Consider the following 14,122-nt stretch of genomic DNA (forward strand, 5'->3'; position numbering starts at 1 on the left):
AGCGGCGCTAGCTAGATGGCACAACCACCTACTGTGGCAGCGGTACCCGAACCAGTCGGTTCGGGTGAGCCGCGGAGTGAGCCGTACGCGTCAGCGGGCGACGACGTCGGAGACCACGACTGTGACGTTGTCCGGCGCGCCGGCGTGGTGGGCCAGCTTCACCAACTGCTCACCGCACTGCTGGCGGTCCGCGTACATGCCCAGGGCCGTGGCGATGGCCTCGTCCTCGACGTAGTCGGAGAGCCCGTCGCTGCACAGCAGCAGCCGGTCACCGGGGACCACTGTGAGCACCCCGACCGCGGGTGGGGTGTCGGCGCCCTGCACGGCCCGGGTCACCAGGGACCGCTGCGGGTGGTGGCGGGCCTGCTCGGGGGAGAGGGTGCCCTGATCGACAAGCGCCTGCACGAACGTGTCGTCCCGGGTGAGCTGGGTCAGCTCGCCCTCGCGCAGCAGGTAGCAGCGGGAGTCGCCCACCTGGGCCAGCACCAGCGTCTCCCCGGCCAGCAGCGCCGCGGTGAGCGTCGTACCCATGCCGTCCCGGCTCGGGTCGACGGTGATGGCGGCGTGGATGCGCTGGTTGGCGGTGCTGACCACGGCACGCAGGGCGTCGGCGGCGCCGTCGGGGTCGGTGGGCGGAGCCAGTTCGTCCAGGATCCGGATCACGATCTCGCTCGCCACCTCGCCCGCAGGCAGCCCACCCATGCCGTCGGCGACGGCGATCAGGCGGTCACCGGCGAGGGCGGAGTCCTCGTTGTTGGTGCGCACCAAGCCGATGTCGTTGAGGATGACCGAGCGGAGGATCAGCGTCATGGGGTCAAGCTTGCCAAGAACAACCCGCATTCGTCTCTACGCCTCCTACCTAGGTCGAGAAATGATTGCGATTTTCGTCGACCGGGCCGACGGTCCGTGACCGATCGGCGGGGTCTCAGCGGCGCGGATAGCGCAGGAGCAGGCTGGCGGCGACCTCCTCGTCACCCACCGCCGCGTAGCTGTGTGGCACGTCCGACACCCAGCGGAGGTGACCGCCGGCCGGGGCGGTCAGCGGCGCGTCGGCCGGCCCGGCGCGCAGCACCCCGGCGAAGACGGTGACGTGCTCGGTGACTCCCGCCGGGTGGGCGGGGGAGAGCTGGCCGCGGCCGGGCGCTACCCGCATCCGGTACAGCTCGTAGGTCGCGTCGGTGTCGGTGAAGACCTCCAGCAGGGTCGCGGTGACAGCGGTGCCGTGCACTGTTGGCCCGGCGGCCGGCTCCGCCAGCACCGCAGTCAGCGGTACGCCGAGCTGCGCGGTGACCGCCCAGAGCGTCTCCAGGGTCGGGTTGCGGGTGCCGTGCTCCAGGCCGGAGAGGGTGGCCTTTCCGACACCGGCGAGCCGGGCGAGTGTGGACAGCGAGATCCCCTGCTCCTCGCGCAGGGCACGGACCCGGCGCCCGACGACGGCGGGGTCCACGTCGAGGCCCGGGCGCGGGGCTGGTGGTGGGTGCGGCACCCGGCTATCGTGCTACACGCTTCCGTTCCGTAAACGGAACAGTCGGGAGGATGGCGTGGCCGGACGCGTGCAACCGGTGCTTGCGGGGGTGGTGACCGCGCTGGTGGGCTTCGCCAGCTCGTTCACAGTCGTGCTGGCCGGGCTCCGAGCGGCGGGCGCGTCGGACGCGCAGGCCGCCTCCGGCCTGCTCGCTCTCTGCGTGGCCAGTGGGCTCGCCGCCGCCTGGCTTGGCTGGCGGTACCGGATACCGATGAGCGTGGCCTGGTCCACTCCGGGCGCGGCGCTGCTGGTGGCGACCGGGCCGCCGCCGGGCGGATGGCCGGTAGCAGTGGGCGCCTTCCTCGTCTCCGGTGTGCTGATCGCCGCGGCCGGGTTGTTCCCGCCGCTCGGCCGTGCGGTGGCCGCCATCCCCAAGCCGGTGGCCGGCGCGATGCTCGCCGGGGTGCTGCTGCCGCTGTGCACCGCCCCGGTCCGCGCGCTTGTCGAGCTGCCGGTGGTGGCCGGATCGGTGGTGGTCGGTTGGCTGCTGCTGCACCGGTTCGCCCGACGCTGGGCGGTGCCCGGTGCGCTGGTGGTGGCCGTGGCGGCGATCGCACTGACAGCACCGCCGACCGGCCTGACCGGTGCCGCGCTGATCCCATCGGTCACGCTGACCGCGCCGGCCTGGAACGCGTCAGCACTGGTCGGGTTGGCCCTGCCGCTGTTCCTGGTCACCATGGCCGCGCAGAACGTACCCGGCATGGCGGTGCTGGTCGGCTACGGCTACCGGCCGCCGTTCGGCGCCGCGCTGCGGACCACCGGCCTGGCCAGCCTGCTCGCCGCCCCGGCCGGTGGGCACGCGGTGAACCTCGCGGCGATCACCGCCGCGCTGGCCGCCGGTCCCGACGCGCACCCCGACCCGGAGCGCCGATGGATCGCCTCGGTCACCGCAGGCGCTGGGCTGGCCGTGCTCGGCCTCGGCGCTGGCGTGGCCACCACGCTGGTGGCGGTCGCCCCACCGATCCTCATCGAGGCGGTCGCCGGGCTGGCGCTACTGGGCGCCCTCGCCACAGCGCTCGCCTCGGCGGTGACCGACCCGGCGACCCGCGAGGCCGCAGTGGTCACCTTCGTGGTGACCGCGTCCGGGGTGACGCTGATCGGCGTGGGCGGCGCGTTCTGGGGCCTGGTCGCGGGCTGCCTGCTGCTGCTCTTCCGCCGCCGCCAACCCGCCCCCCCAGCGCCCGACCAACCCGCCGCGCCTGATCAGCCCGGCCCGCCTGATCAGCCCGGCCCGCCTGATCAGCCCGGCCCGCCTGATCAGCCCGATCCTGCCGCGCAGGGAAGATCCACTCGGGTTTCATGAAGTCGGGCTGTCCCGAGGCTCTGGACGCCCCGATTTCCGTGAAGCCGAGTCGATCAGGGTGGTGGGGTCACTCCTCGGGCGGCAGGTCGGCCACCCCGACTGCCAGGAGGACCCGGCCATCGGCCACCGACCCGATCCGGTCGGCCGGTACGTAGACCGCGCCGGTACGGGTCAGGTCGGTCGAGACCTTCAGATAGCCGCTGTGCAGCAGCCGCGCCGCCAGATCGGCCGGCACGTCCGGCTCCTCGACAGCGGTCGCCTCGATCAGCTCGTCCAGGCTGCTGCCCGGGTCGGCGGTCGGTGTCTGGACGGTCACCGCGTTCGGGTCACCCCGCTGGACGAGGTCCACGGTGCCGACCTCGGTGCCAGCTGAGTCGATCACCGGCATCCCGGTGGTGATCCGCGAGATGGTCGCCTGCTGCTCGTCCTGCTGGTCCATCCCGCTGCGGTTCCCAGGGCGGCGCGCCGCTAAACGCCGCCGCCCACCCGCTGGGCGCTCAGCAACTGCGGCGGCGGTGGGCCTGGCGGCGACGGCCCCGAGGCGATGGCCTGGCGGCGATGGCCCGGAGGCGATGGCCCGGAGAGCGTGATGACTCTGAGGCATATTTATGCTTCAGAGTCATCACTGTCGAAAGCAATGCCGCCTCTACGGCCCGCGCAAGGTGGCAGGCGGCGGACCGCGGCACCAGCGGCACGCAGCACACACGGCGCCCAGCACACGGCACCCTCGCGCCCGTGCGCGGTGTTCCGCTCACTCAGCTGTTCGGGAGGGTCCAGCCGCCGGGCGGGCGAGGGGACAGCTCCCGCCAGGTGTCCGGTCCGTCGAGCAGCGCCCGGACGGTGTCCTCGGCCTCGTCAGCACTGCCGTACTCGTAGAAACGGGAGATGCCCTCGGCGCCGCCGGCCCGCTGCTCGACGTGCCACCGGTCGGCGTCCACCCGCAGGAAGACGTCCCGCCGGGCCAGCCGCCCCCACTTCCCGTTCCACCAGTGCTTTCGCTGCTCCATGGCGGGACTCTATCGAACACACGTACGAGAAGGTGCGGCCCCTGCGGGAATCCCACAGGGGCCGATGTGCATCCGTTCGGGTCAGCGCTGCGTCGGCGGCTCGGGACGGCGGCCCAGCACGTCGTCCAGCGCCCCCCGCTGCTGGCCCGGGGTGGTGTGGCCGGCGGAGACCAGGGCGTCCCGGATCTCGGTGAGCAGCTTGACCTCCTCGCTCGGCGCCGAGGGCGGCGGCTCCTCGCCCCGCTTGCGCCGCTCGGCCAGCCGGTTCATCGGGTAGACGACCAGGAAGTAGAGCGCCATCGCGGTCAGCAGGAAGGTGATTACCGCGTTGACGAAGGCGATCCAGTCGAACGAGATGCCGCGGAAGCTGGGTGCCGTGCCGGCCAGGCCCTTGTCGCTACCCGTGATGAGCAGCACGAAGACCCGGATCAGCGGGTCGAGGAACGACTTGGTGAGCTGGGTGACCACGCCCGTGAACGCGGCGCCGATGACGACACCGACCGCCAGGTCGACGACGTTGCCGCGCATGATGAAGTCTTTGAAGCCCTTGAGCATTCGTACTCCCGAGGTGTCCGCTTTTCTGTCGGGCACAACCTATGCCCGTTCGGCGGGTTCCAGAAAAGCGCCGGCTTCGAGCGCCGCCCGGCCGGGATCGCCGGCCCGGATCGCCTCGACCAACCGGGTGTGGTCGACGTAGCGCTCGGGGGTGAGCTCCCCGCCCATGGCCTGGGCGACAGTGCTGCGCAGGGCGGTGCCCACCGAGGCGTACAGCTCGGCGAGCATGGCGTTGTGCGCGGCGGCGACCACCGCCGTGTGCAGTGCCGCGTCGGCCTCGACGAACGCGTCGACCCGGCCGCCGTGCCAGGCGGCCTCGCGCTGGGCGAGCGCGCCGTCGAGCGCCGCCAGGTCCTCCGGGGTACGCCGCAACGCGGCGAGCCGGGCGGCCTCCACCTCGAAGGCGCGGCGTACCTCGATGACCTCGGTCATCCGGTCGTCGCCGAGTCGGCGGGCGACCACCGGTGCCAGTTCGTCGGTGGACACCACGTAGGTGCCGGAGCCCTGCCGGCACTCCAGCACCCCGGCGTGCACCAGGGCGCGGACCGCCTCGCGGACCGTGTTGCGCCCGACGCCCAGCGCGGCGACCAGTTGTGGCTCGGTGGGGATGCGCCCGCCGACGGGCCATTCGCCGCCCAGGATCCGGGCGCGGAGCTGCTCGGTGGTCTGCCGGACCCGGTGGCCGCGGGGCGGCACGGCGGGCTGGCCGCTGGGCGACGCCGGCGGCGCGGAGGGGAAATCAACCGACGGTGGCACTGGTTACATCACCGGTCCCAGATTCATCCCATGATTGTAGGTTAGAGGCCATGACCCCGCCACCAACCGCCGCTCCGGCGCTGCCCGCCCCCGCCCCCGTCGCCGTCCCCGGCCCTCGCCCGACGCGGGACCCCGGCACCGGCAGGCGGACGCACCCGGCGACCGGTGGCGCGCTGGTGCTGGTCGGGATGCTGCTGGTCGCGCTCAACCTGCGCGCCGTGGTGACGAGCCTCGGGGCGCTGCTCGACGAGGTCCGCGACGGACTGGGCCTCTCCGGCGTCACCGCCGGCCTGGTCACCACCCTGCCGACCATCGCGTTCGCCGGCCTCGGCGCGCTCACCCCGTGGCTGGTCCGCCGGGTGGCACCGGCCCGGGTGCTGGTGGTCGCCATGTTCGCCCTCGCCGTCGGCCAGGTACTCCGGGTCGTCACCGACTCGGCCTTGATCTTCGTGCTCACCAGCGCGCTGGCGCTGTCCGGCATCGCGGTCGCCAACATCCTGCTGCCGATGCTCGTCAAGCAGCACTTCCCGCACCGCACCGGCCTGGTCACCGGGGCGTACACGATGGCGTTGACAGTGGGCACGACTGTGGCCGCCGCCTCCGCGGTGCCGATCGCGCACGCCTTCGGGTCGTGGCGGGCCGGGCTCGGCGTCTGGGCCGCGATGGCCGCGGTGGCCGTACTCCCGTGGGTGCCGCTGGCGCTGCGGACCCGCGCCGCGGCGCGGCGGGCGACCCCGACGGCGGTCGTCGCCACGCCGACGCGGGTCCGGCCGGCGCGGACCCGGCTCGGCTGGGCGATGGCCGTCTACTTCGGGGCGCAGTCGCTCAGCGGGTACGCGATCATGGGCTGGTTGGCCCAGCTGTTCCGCGACGCCGGTTACCAGCCGGAGTCGGCCGGGCTACTGCTCGCCGGGGTGACCGCGCTCGGCGTGCCGATCGCGCTGCTGATGCCCACCCTGGCCGGTCGGCTCGGCAGCCTGCGACCGCTGGTGCTCGGGCTGACCACCGCGTCGGCACTGGCCTACCTGGGGTTGGCGCTCGCACCGCACGGTGCCGCGTTGCTCTGGGTCGCCCTGCTGGCGATCGGTCAGGGCGCGTTCCCGATGATCCTGACCGCCATCGGTCTCCGCGCCCGCACCGCCGAGGGCACTGTCGCGCTCTCCGCGTTCGCGCAGAGCACCGGGTACGTGATCGCCGCCCTCGGCCCACTGATGGTCGGCATCCTCTACGAGGCCACCGGCGGCTGGACCGCGCCGATCGGGTTCCTGCTGGGCGCCCTGGCCGTGCAGACGACGGCGGGCATGGCGATCGCTCGTCCCCGTTACGTCGAGGACGAGTGACGCACGCCGACGGTCAGGAGGAAGCCGGCGTCGATTCGCCGGCGACTGCCTCATCCACCGTCGGGTAGGTGTGCAGCACCTCGACCAGCCCGCTCACCTCGAGGATGCGCAGCACGCCGCGCTGCGGGGCGGCCAACCGGACCACGCCGCCAGCCTCGTCGCAACTGTTCTTGGCGCGGACGAAGACCGACAGACCGGTCGAGTCGCAGAACGAGACGTCCGCCAGGTCGAACACCAGCCGGTTGCGGCCCTTGTCGAGCAGGTCGGTGATCTGGTCCTGCAGCTGCGGTGCAGTGGCCATGTCAAGCTCGCCCGCGACCGCCACGACGACCACGTCGCCGCGTTGTTCCGTGTGCACCGTCAACGACATTCGCCAGACCTCCTGTTATCGGGGGAACGGTATCCCACGACCATGGTCGGAGGTAGAACGGGAGCCGTGATCCGGTGGCCATCGTCATTCCGTTGCTACGGGGCAAGTAGTTGGTCAGGCCCCGGTGATAGAGTCCGCCCGGTCCAGGTCAAGGGGGTTCGAAATGGCGTTGAGCACCGAAGAAAGTGGTCGGCTCGCCGCGCTGCTGAGCGGGCAGGACGAACGGGTCACGACTCGGTGGACCGAGATCGTCACCAGTTCGTTGCGAGGCCGGCTGAGCCAGGCGGAGCTGCGCCGACAGGTCCAGGACCTGCACCGCGCCATCGTCGCCACGGGCCAGCAGGGCACCATCGACCTGGCCGCCGACGGCGCCGCCGAGCTGCGTGCCGCGCTCTCCGAGCTGTCCCGTGGGCGGGCCCGGCAGGGCTTCTCCGCCACCGAGACCACGGTCAGCGTCTTCGCGCTGAAGGACGTGCTGGCCGAGTTGGTGCAGGAGGCCGGTGGCCCGAACGCGCTCGAGGACTACGTCGCCTTCTCGAAGCTGGTCGACGAGATGGGCCTGTTCACCTTCGAGAGCTTCGTCCGGACCCGGGAGAGCCTGATCGCCGATCAGGCCGAGCAGTTGCTCGAGCTCTCCACGCCGGTGGTCAAGCTCTGGGAGGGCGTCGTCGCCGTGCCGCTGGTCGGCACCCTCGACTCGGCCCGGGCCCAGGTCGTCATGGAGCGGCTGCTCCAGACCCTCGTCGACACCGGCTCGCCGTACGCGATCATCGACATCACCGGCGTACCGGCGGTGGACACCCAGGTCGCCCAGCACATCCTGAAGACCGTGGTGGCCGCCCGGCTGATGGGCGCCGACTGCATCATCTCCGGCATCCGTCCGCAGATCGCACAGACCATCGTGGCGCTCGGCATCGAGTTCGGCGACATCGCCACCAAGGCGAGCCTCGCCGACGCGCTGCGCCACGTGCTGCGACTCACCGGGGTGGAGACCGCCCGCCGCCAGCCGCGTCGGGCCGTCTGATGGAACGCGTACCGATCCTCAAGATCGGCGACATTCTGCTCGTCTCCATTCAGCTCGACATGTCCGACCAGACGGCGGTCCAGCTCCAGGAGGACCTGGCCGAGCGGATCGTTGACACCGGCTGCCACGGCGTCATCATCGACATCACCGCGCTGGACATCGTCGACTCCTTCGTCGGGCGGATGCTCTCCACCATCGCGTCGATCTCCAAGGTGCTGGACGCGGAGACGGTGGTGGTCGGCATGCGTCCGGCCGTCGCCATCACCCTTGTCGAACTCGGGCTGTCGCTGAACGGCATCCGTACCGCGCTGAACGTGGAGCGCGGCATGGAGCTGATCGCGGCGGCCCACGCCGACGAGCTCGACCACCAGCTCGACGACGATTCGGACGCCGAGACGGCCACGCCGTGACCGCGGGCATCGACCTGGGCCAGCCACAGGCGCAGTCGGTCCGCAGCGACGAGGACGTGGTGCGCGTCCGGCAGCTGGTCCGCGCCGTGGCGGTGGCCAGCAAGCTGTCCCTCGTCGACCAGACCAAGGTGGTCACCGCTGCGAGCGAGTTGGCCCGCAACACCCTGGTGTACGGCGGCGGCGGTTCGGTCGAGGTGACGGTAGTGGACAACGGCCGACGCAAGGGCGTGCAGATCGTGTTCGCCGACTCCGGGCCCGGCATCGCCGACCTGAACCTGGCGATGACCGACGGCTACACCAGCGGCGGTGGCCTCGGCCTCGGGCTCAGCGGGTCGCGACGCCTGGTCGACGAGTTCCAGATCGAGACGTCAGCGGAAACCGGCACGCGGATCACGGTCACCAAGTGGTCCAGGTGAACGCCGACGCGGTCACCGACAGTGGCATCTGGTTCCGGGTGGAGGCCAGCAGCGCCGCGAGTGCCGTGCGGCGTGCCGCCGAACGCCTCGGCGCGCAGGTGGAGATGGGCGAGGCGCGCATCGCCGACCTGGCCATCGTCGCCGCCGAGCTGACCAGCAACCTGGTCAAGCACGCCGACGACGGTGTCCTGCTGCTCCGGCCGGTACGCCGAGCCGGGCAGGCCGGGGTGGAGCTGATCGCCATCGACTCCGGGCCCGGCATGGCCGACCTGACCGTCTCGTCCCAGGACGGGCACTCCACCACCGGCACGCTCGGCATCGGTCTGGGCGCCATCGTCCGGCAGGCCAGCTGGTTCGACGGATACTCGCTGCCGGGCCGGGGCACCGTCCTCGCCGTGCAGGTCTGGCCGGCCGAGCCGGCTCGGCCGTCCTGGGCCGGCGCTCTCACCCGACCGCTGACCGGCGAGACGATCAGCGGCGACGGCTACGCCGTGCGGGTCGTCGACGGGCGGCACCAGGTGCTGGTCAGCGACGGGTTGGGGCACGGCCCGCTGGCCGGGGCCGCCACCGACGCCGCCTTGGCCGCGTTCCGCGACGCCCCGGCCGGCCCACCGGCGACGGTGGTCGGTCACCTGCACCGGAGCATGTCGCACACCCGGGGCGCCGCGCTCGCCGTCGGCGAGCTGATACCGGAGGCCGGCGTGCTGCACTACGCCGGCCTGGGCAACATCTCCGGCGTGGTCGTCGAGGGTGACGGCCGCCGTCGAGGGCTGGTGTCACTGCCCGGCATCGCCGGCCACCAACGGCCGACGATCCGGGAGTACGACTACCCGTTCGGTCCCGGCGCCCGGCTGGTGATGCACAGCGACGGGGTGGTCGACCGGTGGCGGATGACCGACTACCCGGGCCTGGCGGAGCGATCTCCGCTGGTCATGGCGGCGACCCTGCTCCGCGACGCCGGTGTACGACGTGACGACGCCTGCGTACTGGTCGCGAGGTCGTGGGCGTGAGCGGGGAGCCGGCAGCGCTGCCGCTGCTCCAGATGGCGCTGCGGGTCGAGCAGGACATCTTCGTGATCCGTCAGCGGGGGCGCGAGGTGGCCGCTGTGGTCGGCCTCGAACACCAGGACCAGGTGAGGATCGCCACCGCGCTCAGCGAGGTCGCCCGGGATCTGCTGCGGACAGTCGGCGGTGCCGATGTCTCCTTCCACGTCGACGCGGGTGCCGACGGCCGCTTCCACCTGCGCGCCGACCTGGCCCCGGTGTCCCCGCTGCCCGACGATCGCTACCAACCGCAGTCCGGCGCGGTGTCCCGACTGGTCGACACACTGAGCGTGTCGACCGTCGAGGGGGTTACGGTCGTACGGATGTCCCGACGAGTCCCGGCCAACGCGCCGACGCCGACCCCGGAGCGGCTGGCCGAGTTCCGTACCGAACTCGGCCGCACCGCGCCGGCCAGTGCGCTGGACGAGTTGACAGTGCAGAACGGGCAGCTCATCGCCGCACTCGACGAGGTACGCAGTCAGCGCGACGAGCTGGCCGTGCTGAACGAGGAGCTGGCCGAGACCAACCGCGGCGTGCTGGCGCTCTACAACCAGCTCACCGAGGAGTTGGAGGAGACCAACAGGGGCGTCGTCGCCCTCTACGCCGAGCTGGACGAGAAGTCGGCCCAACTCCGTGCGGCCAGTGAGTCGAAGAGCCGGTTCCTGGCCAACGTCAGCCACGAGCTGCGCGCCCCGGTCACCGCGATCATCGGCCTGGGGCGGCTGCTCACCGACTCCGCCTCCGACCCGCTCACCGACGAGCAGGGCCGCCAGATCGATCTGATCCGCTCGTCGGCGGCGGACCTGCTCAACCTGGTAAACGAACTCCTCGACCTGGCCAAGGCGGAGTCCGGCCGGATCGAGCCGGAGCTGGCCGCTGTCGACCTGCGGCCGGTCTTCGGTCAACTGCGCGGCACCCTGCGCGCGCTGGCCACCCGCCCCGAGGTGGAGTTGGTAGTGGAGGAGCCGGCTGCGCCGGCCCTGCTGCGCACCGACGAGGTGCTGCTCGGCCAGGTGCTGCGCAACCTGCTGCACAACGGGTTGAAGTTCACCGAGCGCGGCGAGGTGCGCCTGCGGGCCAGCCAACACGGCGACCGTTGGCAGTTCGAGGTCCGCGACACCGGGCCGGGCATCGCTCCCGAGCTGCACGACCGGATCTTCGAGGAGTTCTACCAGATCCCCGGTGCCACCCGGGTCGGCGGCACCGGCCTCGGTCTGCCGTACGCCCGGCGGTTGGTGACGCTGCTCGGCGGGTCACTGGAGCTGACCAGCGCGGCCGGCGAAGGCAGCACATTCACCGTCTCCCTACCCGTCGGCGGGGCGTGACGGCGTGGACGGCATGCCGACAACCATCCTGGTGGTCGACGACAGTCGTACCAAGCGTTACCTGCTGGTCAGCTGGCTGACCCGGGCCGGGTTCACAGTGCTCGAGGCCGAGAACGGCGCCGAGGCGTTGGCCCGGGTCGAGGTGGACCGGATCGACCTGGTGGTCCTCGACGTCCGGCTGCCCGACCTGAGCGGCTACGAGGTCTGCGAACAGATCAAGGCGCGGCACCCGGCGATGCCGGTGATCCACGTGTCGGCGCACGCAGTGGACGTGGCCGACCGCGCCCAGGGGCTGACCCGGGGTGCAGACGCGTACCTGACCGAGCCGATCGAGCCCGAGGAACTGATCGCCACCACCCGGGCGGTGCTGCGCTACTACCAGGCCCGGCAGCGCGCCGAACTGCTCGCCGAGCGGCTGCTCGGGTTGGCCGACACGACAGTCGCTGTGCACGCGGCACCGACCTTCGCGCGCCTGCTGGAGGCCGCCGCCGAGGGCGCCGCCCAGATCTTCAAGAGCCCGGCCGCGGTGATCGCCGAAACCTTCGACGGTGACTGCCTCGCGGGTGTCTGCGCCGGTCCCGGCGCGGTGGCCGCCGTCGTGCCCTGGGTCGTCGACGACACCGGGGTGCCCACCGGTGCCACGGTGCGAGTGGAAACCCCGGCGAACTGGGCGCTCGTCGACTGGCCGGTGGACGACACGGTGACCGTCGCCGCCGCCCGACTGCGCGAGGACCGGGCCCCGCTGTACGTGGTGGTCCCGACCGCCACCCAGACCGCGCGGACCCCGGTGCTCAAGCAGCTGGCTCAGGCGGTGGCGGCGGCCGTGGAGGGGCAGCGCTCGTTCGACGAGGAGCACCGGATCGCTGTCACCCTCCAACGCAGCCTGCTCCCGCGGGGGCTGCCCACAGTGGCCGGCCTCGACCTCGCTGTGCGCTACGAGCCGGCGAGCGCGCAGACCGAGGTGGGCGGCGACTTCTACGAGCTGGTGATGCTCGATGGGCACCTCCTGCTCGCGATCGGGGACGTCGCCGGCCACTCACTGCACGCGGCGACAGTGATGGCCGAGCTGCGGCACGCGGTGCGGGCGTACGCGGTCGAGGGCCACCAGCCCGGCGAGATCCTGCACCGGGTCAACGAGCTGATGCGGACCCTGCTGCCGAACGAGGTGGCGACGCTCTGCGTACTGCTGATGCACCCGCCGACCGGGCGGGTCCGGCTGGCCAGTGCCGGGCACCTTCCACCGCTGCTGATCCTGGACGGCAAGGTCGAGTTCGTGCAGCACTCCGCGCCGCTGCTCGGCGTCCGCGCCCCCCGTCCGGACGACCTGGAGTTCGTGGTGCCGGCCGGGGCCACGCTGGTCTTCTACACCGACGGGCTGATCGAGCGACGGGACGCCACCATCGACGAGGGGCTGGCCGCGCTGGCCGGGGTCGCCGCGACCGTCGACGGCGACCTGGACCAGTTCTGCGCCCGACTGCTTGTGGAACTGGCCCCACCGGAGATCCAGGACGACGTCGCAGTGGTCGTCCTGCGGCGTCGCTGATCTGTCAGCTCTGTCAGCTTCCTCAGTTCACCGAGCGGGCGTACGCGGCGGGGGACACCCCGGCCACGGCGGTGAAGTCACGGACCAGGTGAGCCTGGTCGCTGTAGCCGAGGTCGGCGGCGAGATCGGCCCAGCTCAGCGGGCCGCCGGCAGCCTGTTCGACAGCCTCCTGGAGCCGGTAGCGGCGGATCACCCACTTCGGCCCGACCCCCACGTACTCCACGAAGAGCCGCTGCAACCGGCGGACCGGAACGTCGTGCCGCGCGGCGAAGTCGTCGACGCGCAGCACCGTCCGGTCGGCACGGATCGCCTCGGCCAGTCGGACGGCCTCCTCGGCCATCGGGTCCGGCTCCGGCTGCCAGGCAACGAGGAGGGTGTCCAGCGCCCGGCAGCGCTCGTCGTCGCTGGCCGCCGAGGTGGGTGCTCCCGAATACGTGCCCGCGCCCACCGGGACGTCCGGGCGGGTCAGCCGGCCGGCGGGCAGCGGCACCCTACGGCCGGTCAGCTCACTGACCGCACGCCCCCAGAACGGGTGGAAGCCGCCGGGGCGGAACTGCACCCCGGACACCCTGCCGATGCCGCTGAGCGTGATCCGGAACAGGTCGCGGCCCACCCCGGCCACCTCGCCGGACTCGGGCCCGTCGTCGTCCCGTCGGAACACCACGTTCACCGCCGGGTGCGGCACGACCCGCTGCTCGAACGGCGCGCTCAACGCCCAGTCGATCAACCAGTAGTGCTCGACCCACTGACGCAGCGACTCCGCCGGCAGGTGTCGGCGGAAGCGCATCTCGCGCAGCAGGCGCCCAGGGTCGAGAATTCCCCGGCTGTCACCACGCGGTCGCTGTCGCATTTGTTCAAGACCACCCTCATACGCTGGCCCTATGTCCACTCAGACTAGCGAGCTGCTGGCGGCCGCCGCGCCGCGAACCGTCGATGTCGTACGGGGTATCTCCGACGACCAGCTGGACCTGCCCACCCCGTGCAGCGACTACCTGGTCCGTGATCTGCTCAATCACCTCTTCCAGGTGGTGGTCAACTTTCAGGACCTGGCCGAGAAGCGACAGGTGGAGTGGGCCGAGAAGCCCGACCACCTGGGCGACGGCTGGCGGGACCGATTCGAGGTGGAGACCGGCCGGTTGGTGACCGCCTGGTCGGACCCGTCCACCCTGGAGGGCGTGTCACCGGGCATGGGCATGCCGCAGCCCGTCATCGGCGGCATGGCCCTGCTGGACCTGACAGTGCACGGCTGGGATCTCGCTGTTGCCACCGGCCAGCCGTACCACCCGGTCCCGGAGGTGGTGGCGCGGCTGCACGAGCTGGTGGAGCAGTTGGGTCCCACCGCCCGCAAGATGGGCGTCTTCGCCGACCCCCTACCCACCCCCATCCCCGACCTGGCCCCCGACCTGGCCCCCGACCTCACCCACCTCCTGACCCAAACCGGCCGAACCCCCACCTGGCCCCAAACCCCCTAACCCCCCACCCCCACCCCCACCCCCACCCCCACC

Annotated in this window: 17 protein-coding genes; 9 read left to right on the forward strand and 8 right to left on the reverse strand. The window is 72.0% G+C overall.

What is annotated here, in order from left to right; translation table 11 throughout:
* Positions 1–90: 90 nt before the first annotated feature.
* Together AB0C20_RS10680 and AB0C20_RS10685 are read right to left on the reverse strand one after the other, a co-directional pair.
* Positions 91–810: a protein phosphatase 2C domain-containing protein gene (locus tag AB0C20_RS10680; protein WP_357567778.1), complete on the reverse strand. Its 720-nt coding sequence runs from the start codon at positions 808–810 to the stop codon at positions 91–93.
* Between the two features lie 115 nt (positions 811–925).
* Positions 926–1,486 (reverse strand): XRE family transcriptional regulator, encoded by a 561-nt coding sequence (locus AB0C20_RS10685; protein ID WP_357567779.1) that lies wholly within the window; start codon positions 1,484–1,486, stop codon positions 926–928.
* A 55-nt stretch (positions 1,487–1,541) separates the two neighbouring features.
* Here AB0C20_RS10685 and AB0C20_RS10690 point away from each other — a divergent pair, with 55 nt between their 5' ends.
* Positions 1,542–2,828: a benzoate/H(+) symporter BenE family transporter gene (locus tag AB0C20_RS10690; protein ID WP_357567780.1), complete on the forward strand. Its 1,287-nt coding sequence runs from the start codon at positions 1,542–1,544 to the stop codon at positions 2,826–2,828.
* Positions 2,829–2,895: 67 nt separating this feature from the next.
* Here AB0C20_RS10690 and AB0C20_RS10695 read toward each other — a convergent pair whose 3' ends face one another.
* The 4 genes from AB0C20_RS10695 to AB0C20_RS10710 all read right to left on the reverse strand — a co-directional run bounded on the left by AB0C20_RS10695 (position 2,896) and on the right by AB0C20_RS10710 (position 5,146).
* Positions 2,896–3,267 (reverse strand): hypothetical protein, encoded by a 372-nt coding sequence (locus AB0C20_RS10695; protein ID WP_091395802.1) that lies wholly within the window; start codon positions 3,265–3,267, stop codon positions 2,896–2,898.
* Between the two features lie 316 nt (positions 3,268–3,583).
* Complete coding sequence (locus AB0C20_RS10700) at positions 3,584–3,835, reverse strand: hypothetical protein (protein WP_030486188.1); 252 nt, start codon at positions 3,833–3,835, stop codon at positions 3,584–3,586.
* A gap of 81 nt (positions 3,836–3,916) precedes the next feature.
* Entirely contained in the window at positions 3,917–4,390 is a 474-nt protein-coding gene (gene mscL / locus AB0C20_RS10705) for a large conductance mechanosensitive channel protein MscL (RefSeq protein WP_210786874.1), read from the reverse strand.
* A gap of 39 nt (positions 4,391–4,429) precedes the next feature.
* Positions 4,430–5,146: a FadR/GntR family transcriptional regulator gene (locus AB0C20_RS10710; RefSeq protein WP_357567781.1), complete on the reverse strand. Its 717-nt coding sequence runs from the start codon at positions 5,144–5,146 to the stop codon at positions 4,430–4,432.
* Between the two features lie 50 nt (positions 5,147–5,196).
* On the opposite strand from AB0C20_RS10710, the gene AB0C20_RS10715 reads away from it, so the two are divergent.
* Positions 5,197–6,486 carry an MFS transporter gene (locus tag AB0C20_RS10715; protein WP_357179375.1) on the forward strand — a complete coding sequence of 430 codons (1,290 nt, stop codon included), beginning with the start codon at positions 5,197–5,199 and terminating at the stop codon, positions 6,484–6,486.
* A gap of 13 nt (positions 6,487–6,499) precedes the next feature.
* On the opposite strand, the gene AB0C20_RS10720 is transcribed toward AB0C20_RS10715, so the two are convergent.
* The gene (locus AB0C20_RS10720; protein ID WP_091395791.1) at positions 6,500–6,856 is read right to left on the reverse strand and encodes an STAS domain-containing protein; all 357 of its coding nucleotides are present in this window, start codon (positions 6,854–6,856) and stop codon (positions 6,500–6,502) included.
* A gap of 163 nt (positions 6,857–7,019) precedes the next feature.
* Between AB0C20_RS10720 and AB0C20_RS10725 the strand changes: the two genes are divergently transcribed.
* Genes AB0C20_RS10725 through AB0C20_RS10750 form a run of 6 tightly spaced genes read left to right on the forward strand, consistent with a single transcriptional unit; the run spans position 7,020 to position 12,617 of the window.
* Entirely contained in the window at positions 7,020–7,880 is an 861-nt protein-coding gene (locus tag AB0C20_RS10725; protein WP_357179379.1) for an STAS domain-containing protein, read from the forward strand.
* Positions 7,880–8,290, forward strand: coding sequence for an STAS domain-containing protein (locus tag AB0C20_RS10730; protein ID WP_357567782.1), 411 nt, complete (start codon positions 7,880–7,882; stop codon positions 8,288–8,290). Before AB0C20_RS10725 ends, AB0C20_RS10730 begins: the two co-directional genes overlap by 1 nt.
* Positions 8,287–8,706: an anti-sigma regulatory factor gene (locus tag AB0C20_RS10735; protein ID WP_357179382.1), complete on the forward strand. Its 420-nt coding sequence runs from the start codon at positions 8,287–8,289 to the stop codon at positions 8,704–8,706. Before AB0C20_RS10730 ends, AB0C20_RS10735 begins: the two co-directional genes overlap by 4 nt.
* Positions 8,703–9,716, forward strand: coding sequence for a SpoIIE family protein phosphatase (locus tag AB0C20_RS10740; protein ID WP_357179536.1), 1,014 nt, complete (start codon positions 8,703–8,705; stop codon positions 9,714–9,716). Before AB0C20_RS10735 ends, AB0C20_RS10740 begins: the two co-directional genes overlap by 4 nt.
* A 32-nt stretch (positions 9,717–9,748) precedes the next feature.
* Positions 9,749–11,074 carry a sensor histidine kinase gene (locus tag AB0C20_RS10745; RefSeq protein ID WP_357567786.1) on the forward strand — a complete coding sequence of 442 codons (1,326 nt, stop codon included), beginning with the start codon at positions 9,749–9,751 and terminating at the stop codon, positions 11,072–11,074.
* 13 nt (positions 11,075–11,087) lie between these two features.
* Positions 11,088–12,617 (forward strand): SpoIIE family protein phosphatase, encoded by a 1,530-nt coding sequence (locus AB0C20_RS10750; RefSeq protein ID WP_357567783.1) that lies wholly within the window; start codon positions 11,088–11,090, stop codon positions 12,615–12,617.
* A 22-nt stretch (positions 12,618–12,639) separates the two neighbouring features.
* Here AB0C20_RS10750 and AB0C20_RS10755 read toward each other — a convergent pair whose 3' ends face one another.
* Positions 12,640–13,467 (reverse strand): AraC family transcriptional regulator, encoded by an 828-nt coding sequence (locus tag AB0C20_RS10755; protein WP_357179388.1) that lies wholly within the window; start codon positions 13,465–13,467, stop codon positions 12,640–12,642.
* Positions 13,468–13,498: 31 nt separating this feature from the next.
* Between AB0C20_RS10755 and AB0C20_RS10760 the strand changes: the two genes are divergently transcribed.
* Positions 13,499–14,089 carry a TIGR03086 family metal-binding protein gene (locus AB0C20_RS10760; RefSeq protein ID WP_357567784.1) on the forward strand — a complete coding sequence of 197 codons (591 nt, stop codon included), beginning with the start codon at positions 13,499–13,501 and terminating at the stop codon, positions 14,087–14,089.
* Positions 14,090–14,122 lie beyond the last annotated feature (33 nt).

Origin of the sequence: Micromonospora sp. NPDC048843 (genome assembly GCF_040649965.1) — a bacterium.
GTDB lineage: Bacteria > Actinomycetota > Actinomycetes > Mycobacteriales > Micromonosporaceae > Micromonospora > Micromonospora hortensis.

Excerpts from the sequence above, each read along its gene's own strand:
- AB0C20_RS10680 (WP_357567778.1), bottom strand. The coding sequence starts at position 810 with ATGACGCTGATCCTCCGCTCGGTCATCCTCAACGACATCGGCTTGGTG.
- AB0C20_RS10695 (WP_091395802.1), bottom strand. The coding sequence starts at position 3,267 with ATGGACCAGCAGGACGAGCAGCAGGCGACCATCTCGCGGATCACCACC.
- AB0C20_RS10700 (WP_030486188.1), bottom strand. The coding sequence starts at position 3,835 with ATGGAGCAGCGAAAGCACTGGTGGAACGGGAAGTGGGGGCGGCTGGCC.
- mscL (WP_210786874.1), bottom strand. The coding sequence starts at position 4,390 with ATGCTCAAGGGCTTCAAAGACTTCATCATGCGCGGCAACGTCGTCGAC.
- AB0C20_RS10715 (WP_357179375.1), top strand. The coding sequence starts at position 5,197 with ATGACCCCGCCACCAACCGCCGCTCCGGCGCTGCCCGCCCCCGCCCCC.
- AB0C20_RS10720 (WP_091395791.1), bottom strand. The coding sequence starts at position 6,856 with ATGTCGTTGACGGTGCACACGGAACAACGCGGCGACGTGGTCGTCGTG.
- AB0C20_RS10725 (WP_357179379.1), top strand. The coding sequence starts at position 7,020 with ATGGCGTTGAGCACCGAAGAAAGTGGTCGGCTCGCCGCGCTGCTGAGC.
- AB0C20_RS10730 (WP_357567782.1), top strand. The coding sequence starts at position 7,880 with ATGGAACGCGTACCGATCCTCAAGATCGGCGACATTCTGCTCGTCTCC.
- AB0C20_RS10745 (WP_357567786.1), top strand. The coding sequence starts at position 9,749 with ATGGCGCTGCGGGTCGAGCAGGACATCTTCGTGATCCGTCAGCGGGGG.
- AB0C20_RS10750 (WP_357567783.1), top strand. The coding sequence starts at position 11,088 with ATGCCGACAACCATCCTGGTGGTCGACGACAGTCGTACCAAGCGTTAC.
- AB0C20_RS10755 (WP_357179388.1), bottom strand. The coding sequence starts at position 13,467 with ATGCGACAGCGACCGCGTGGTGACAGCCGGGGAATTCTCGACCCTGGG.
- AB0C20_RS10760 (WP_357567784.1), top strand. The coding sequence starts at position 13,499 with ATGTCCACTCAGACTAGCGAGCTGCTGGCGGCCGCCGCGCCGCGAACC.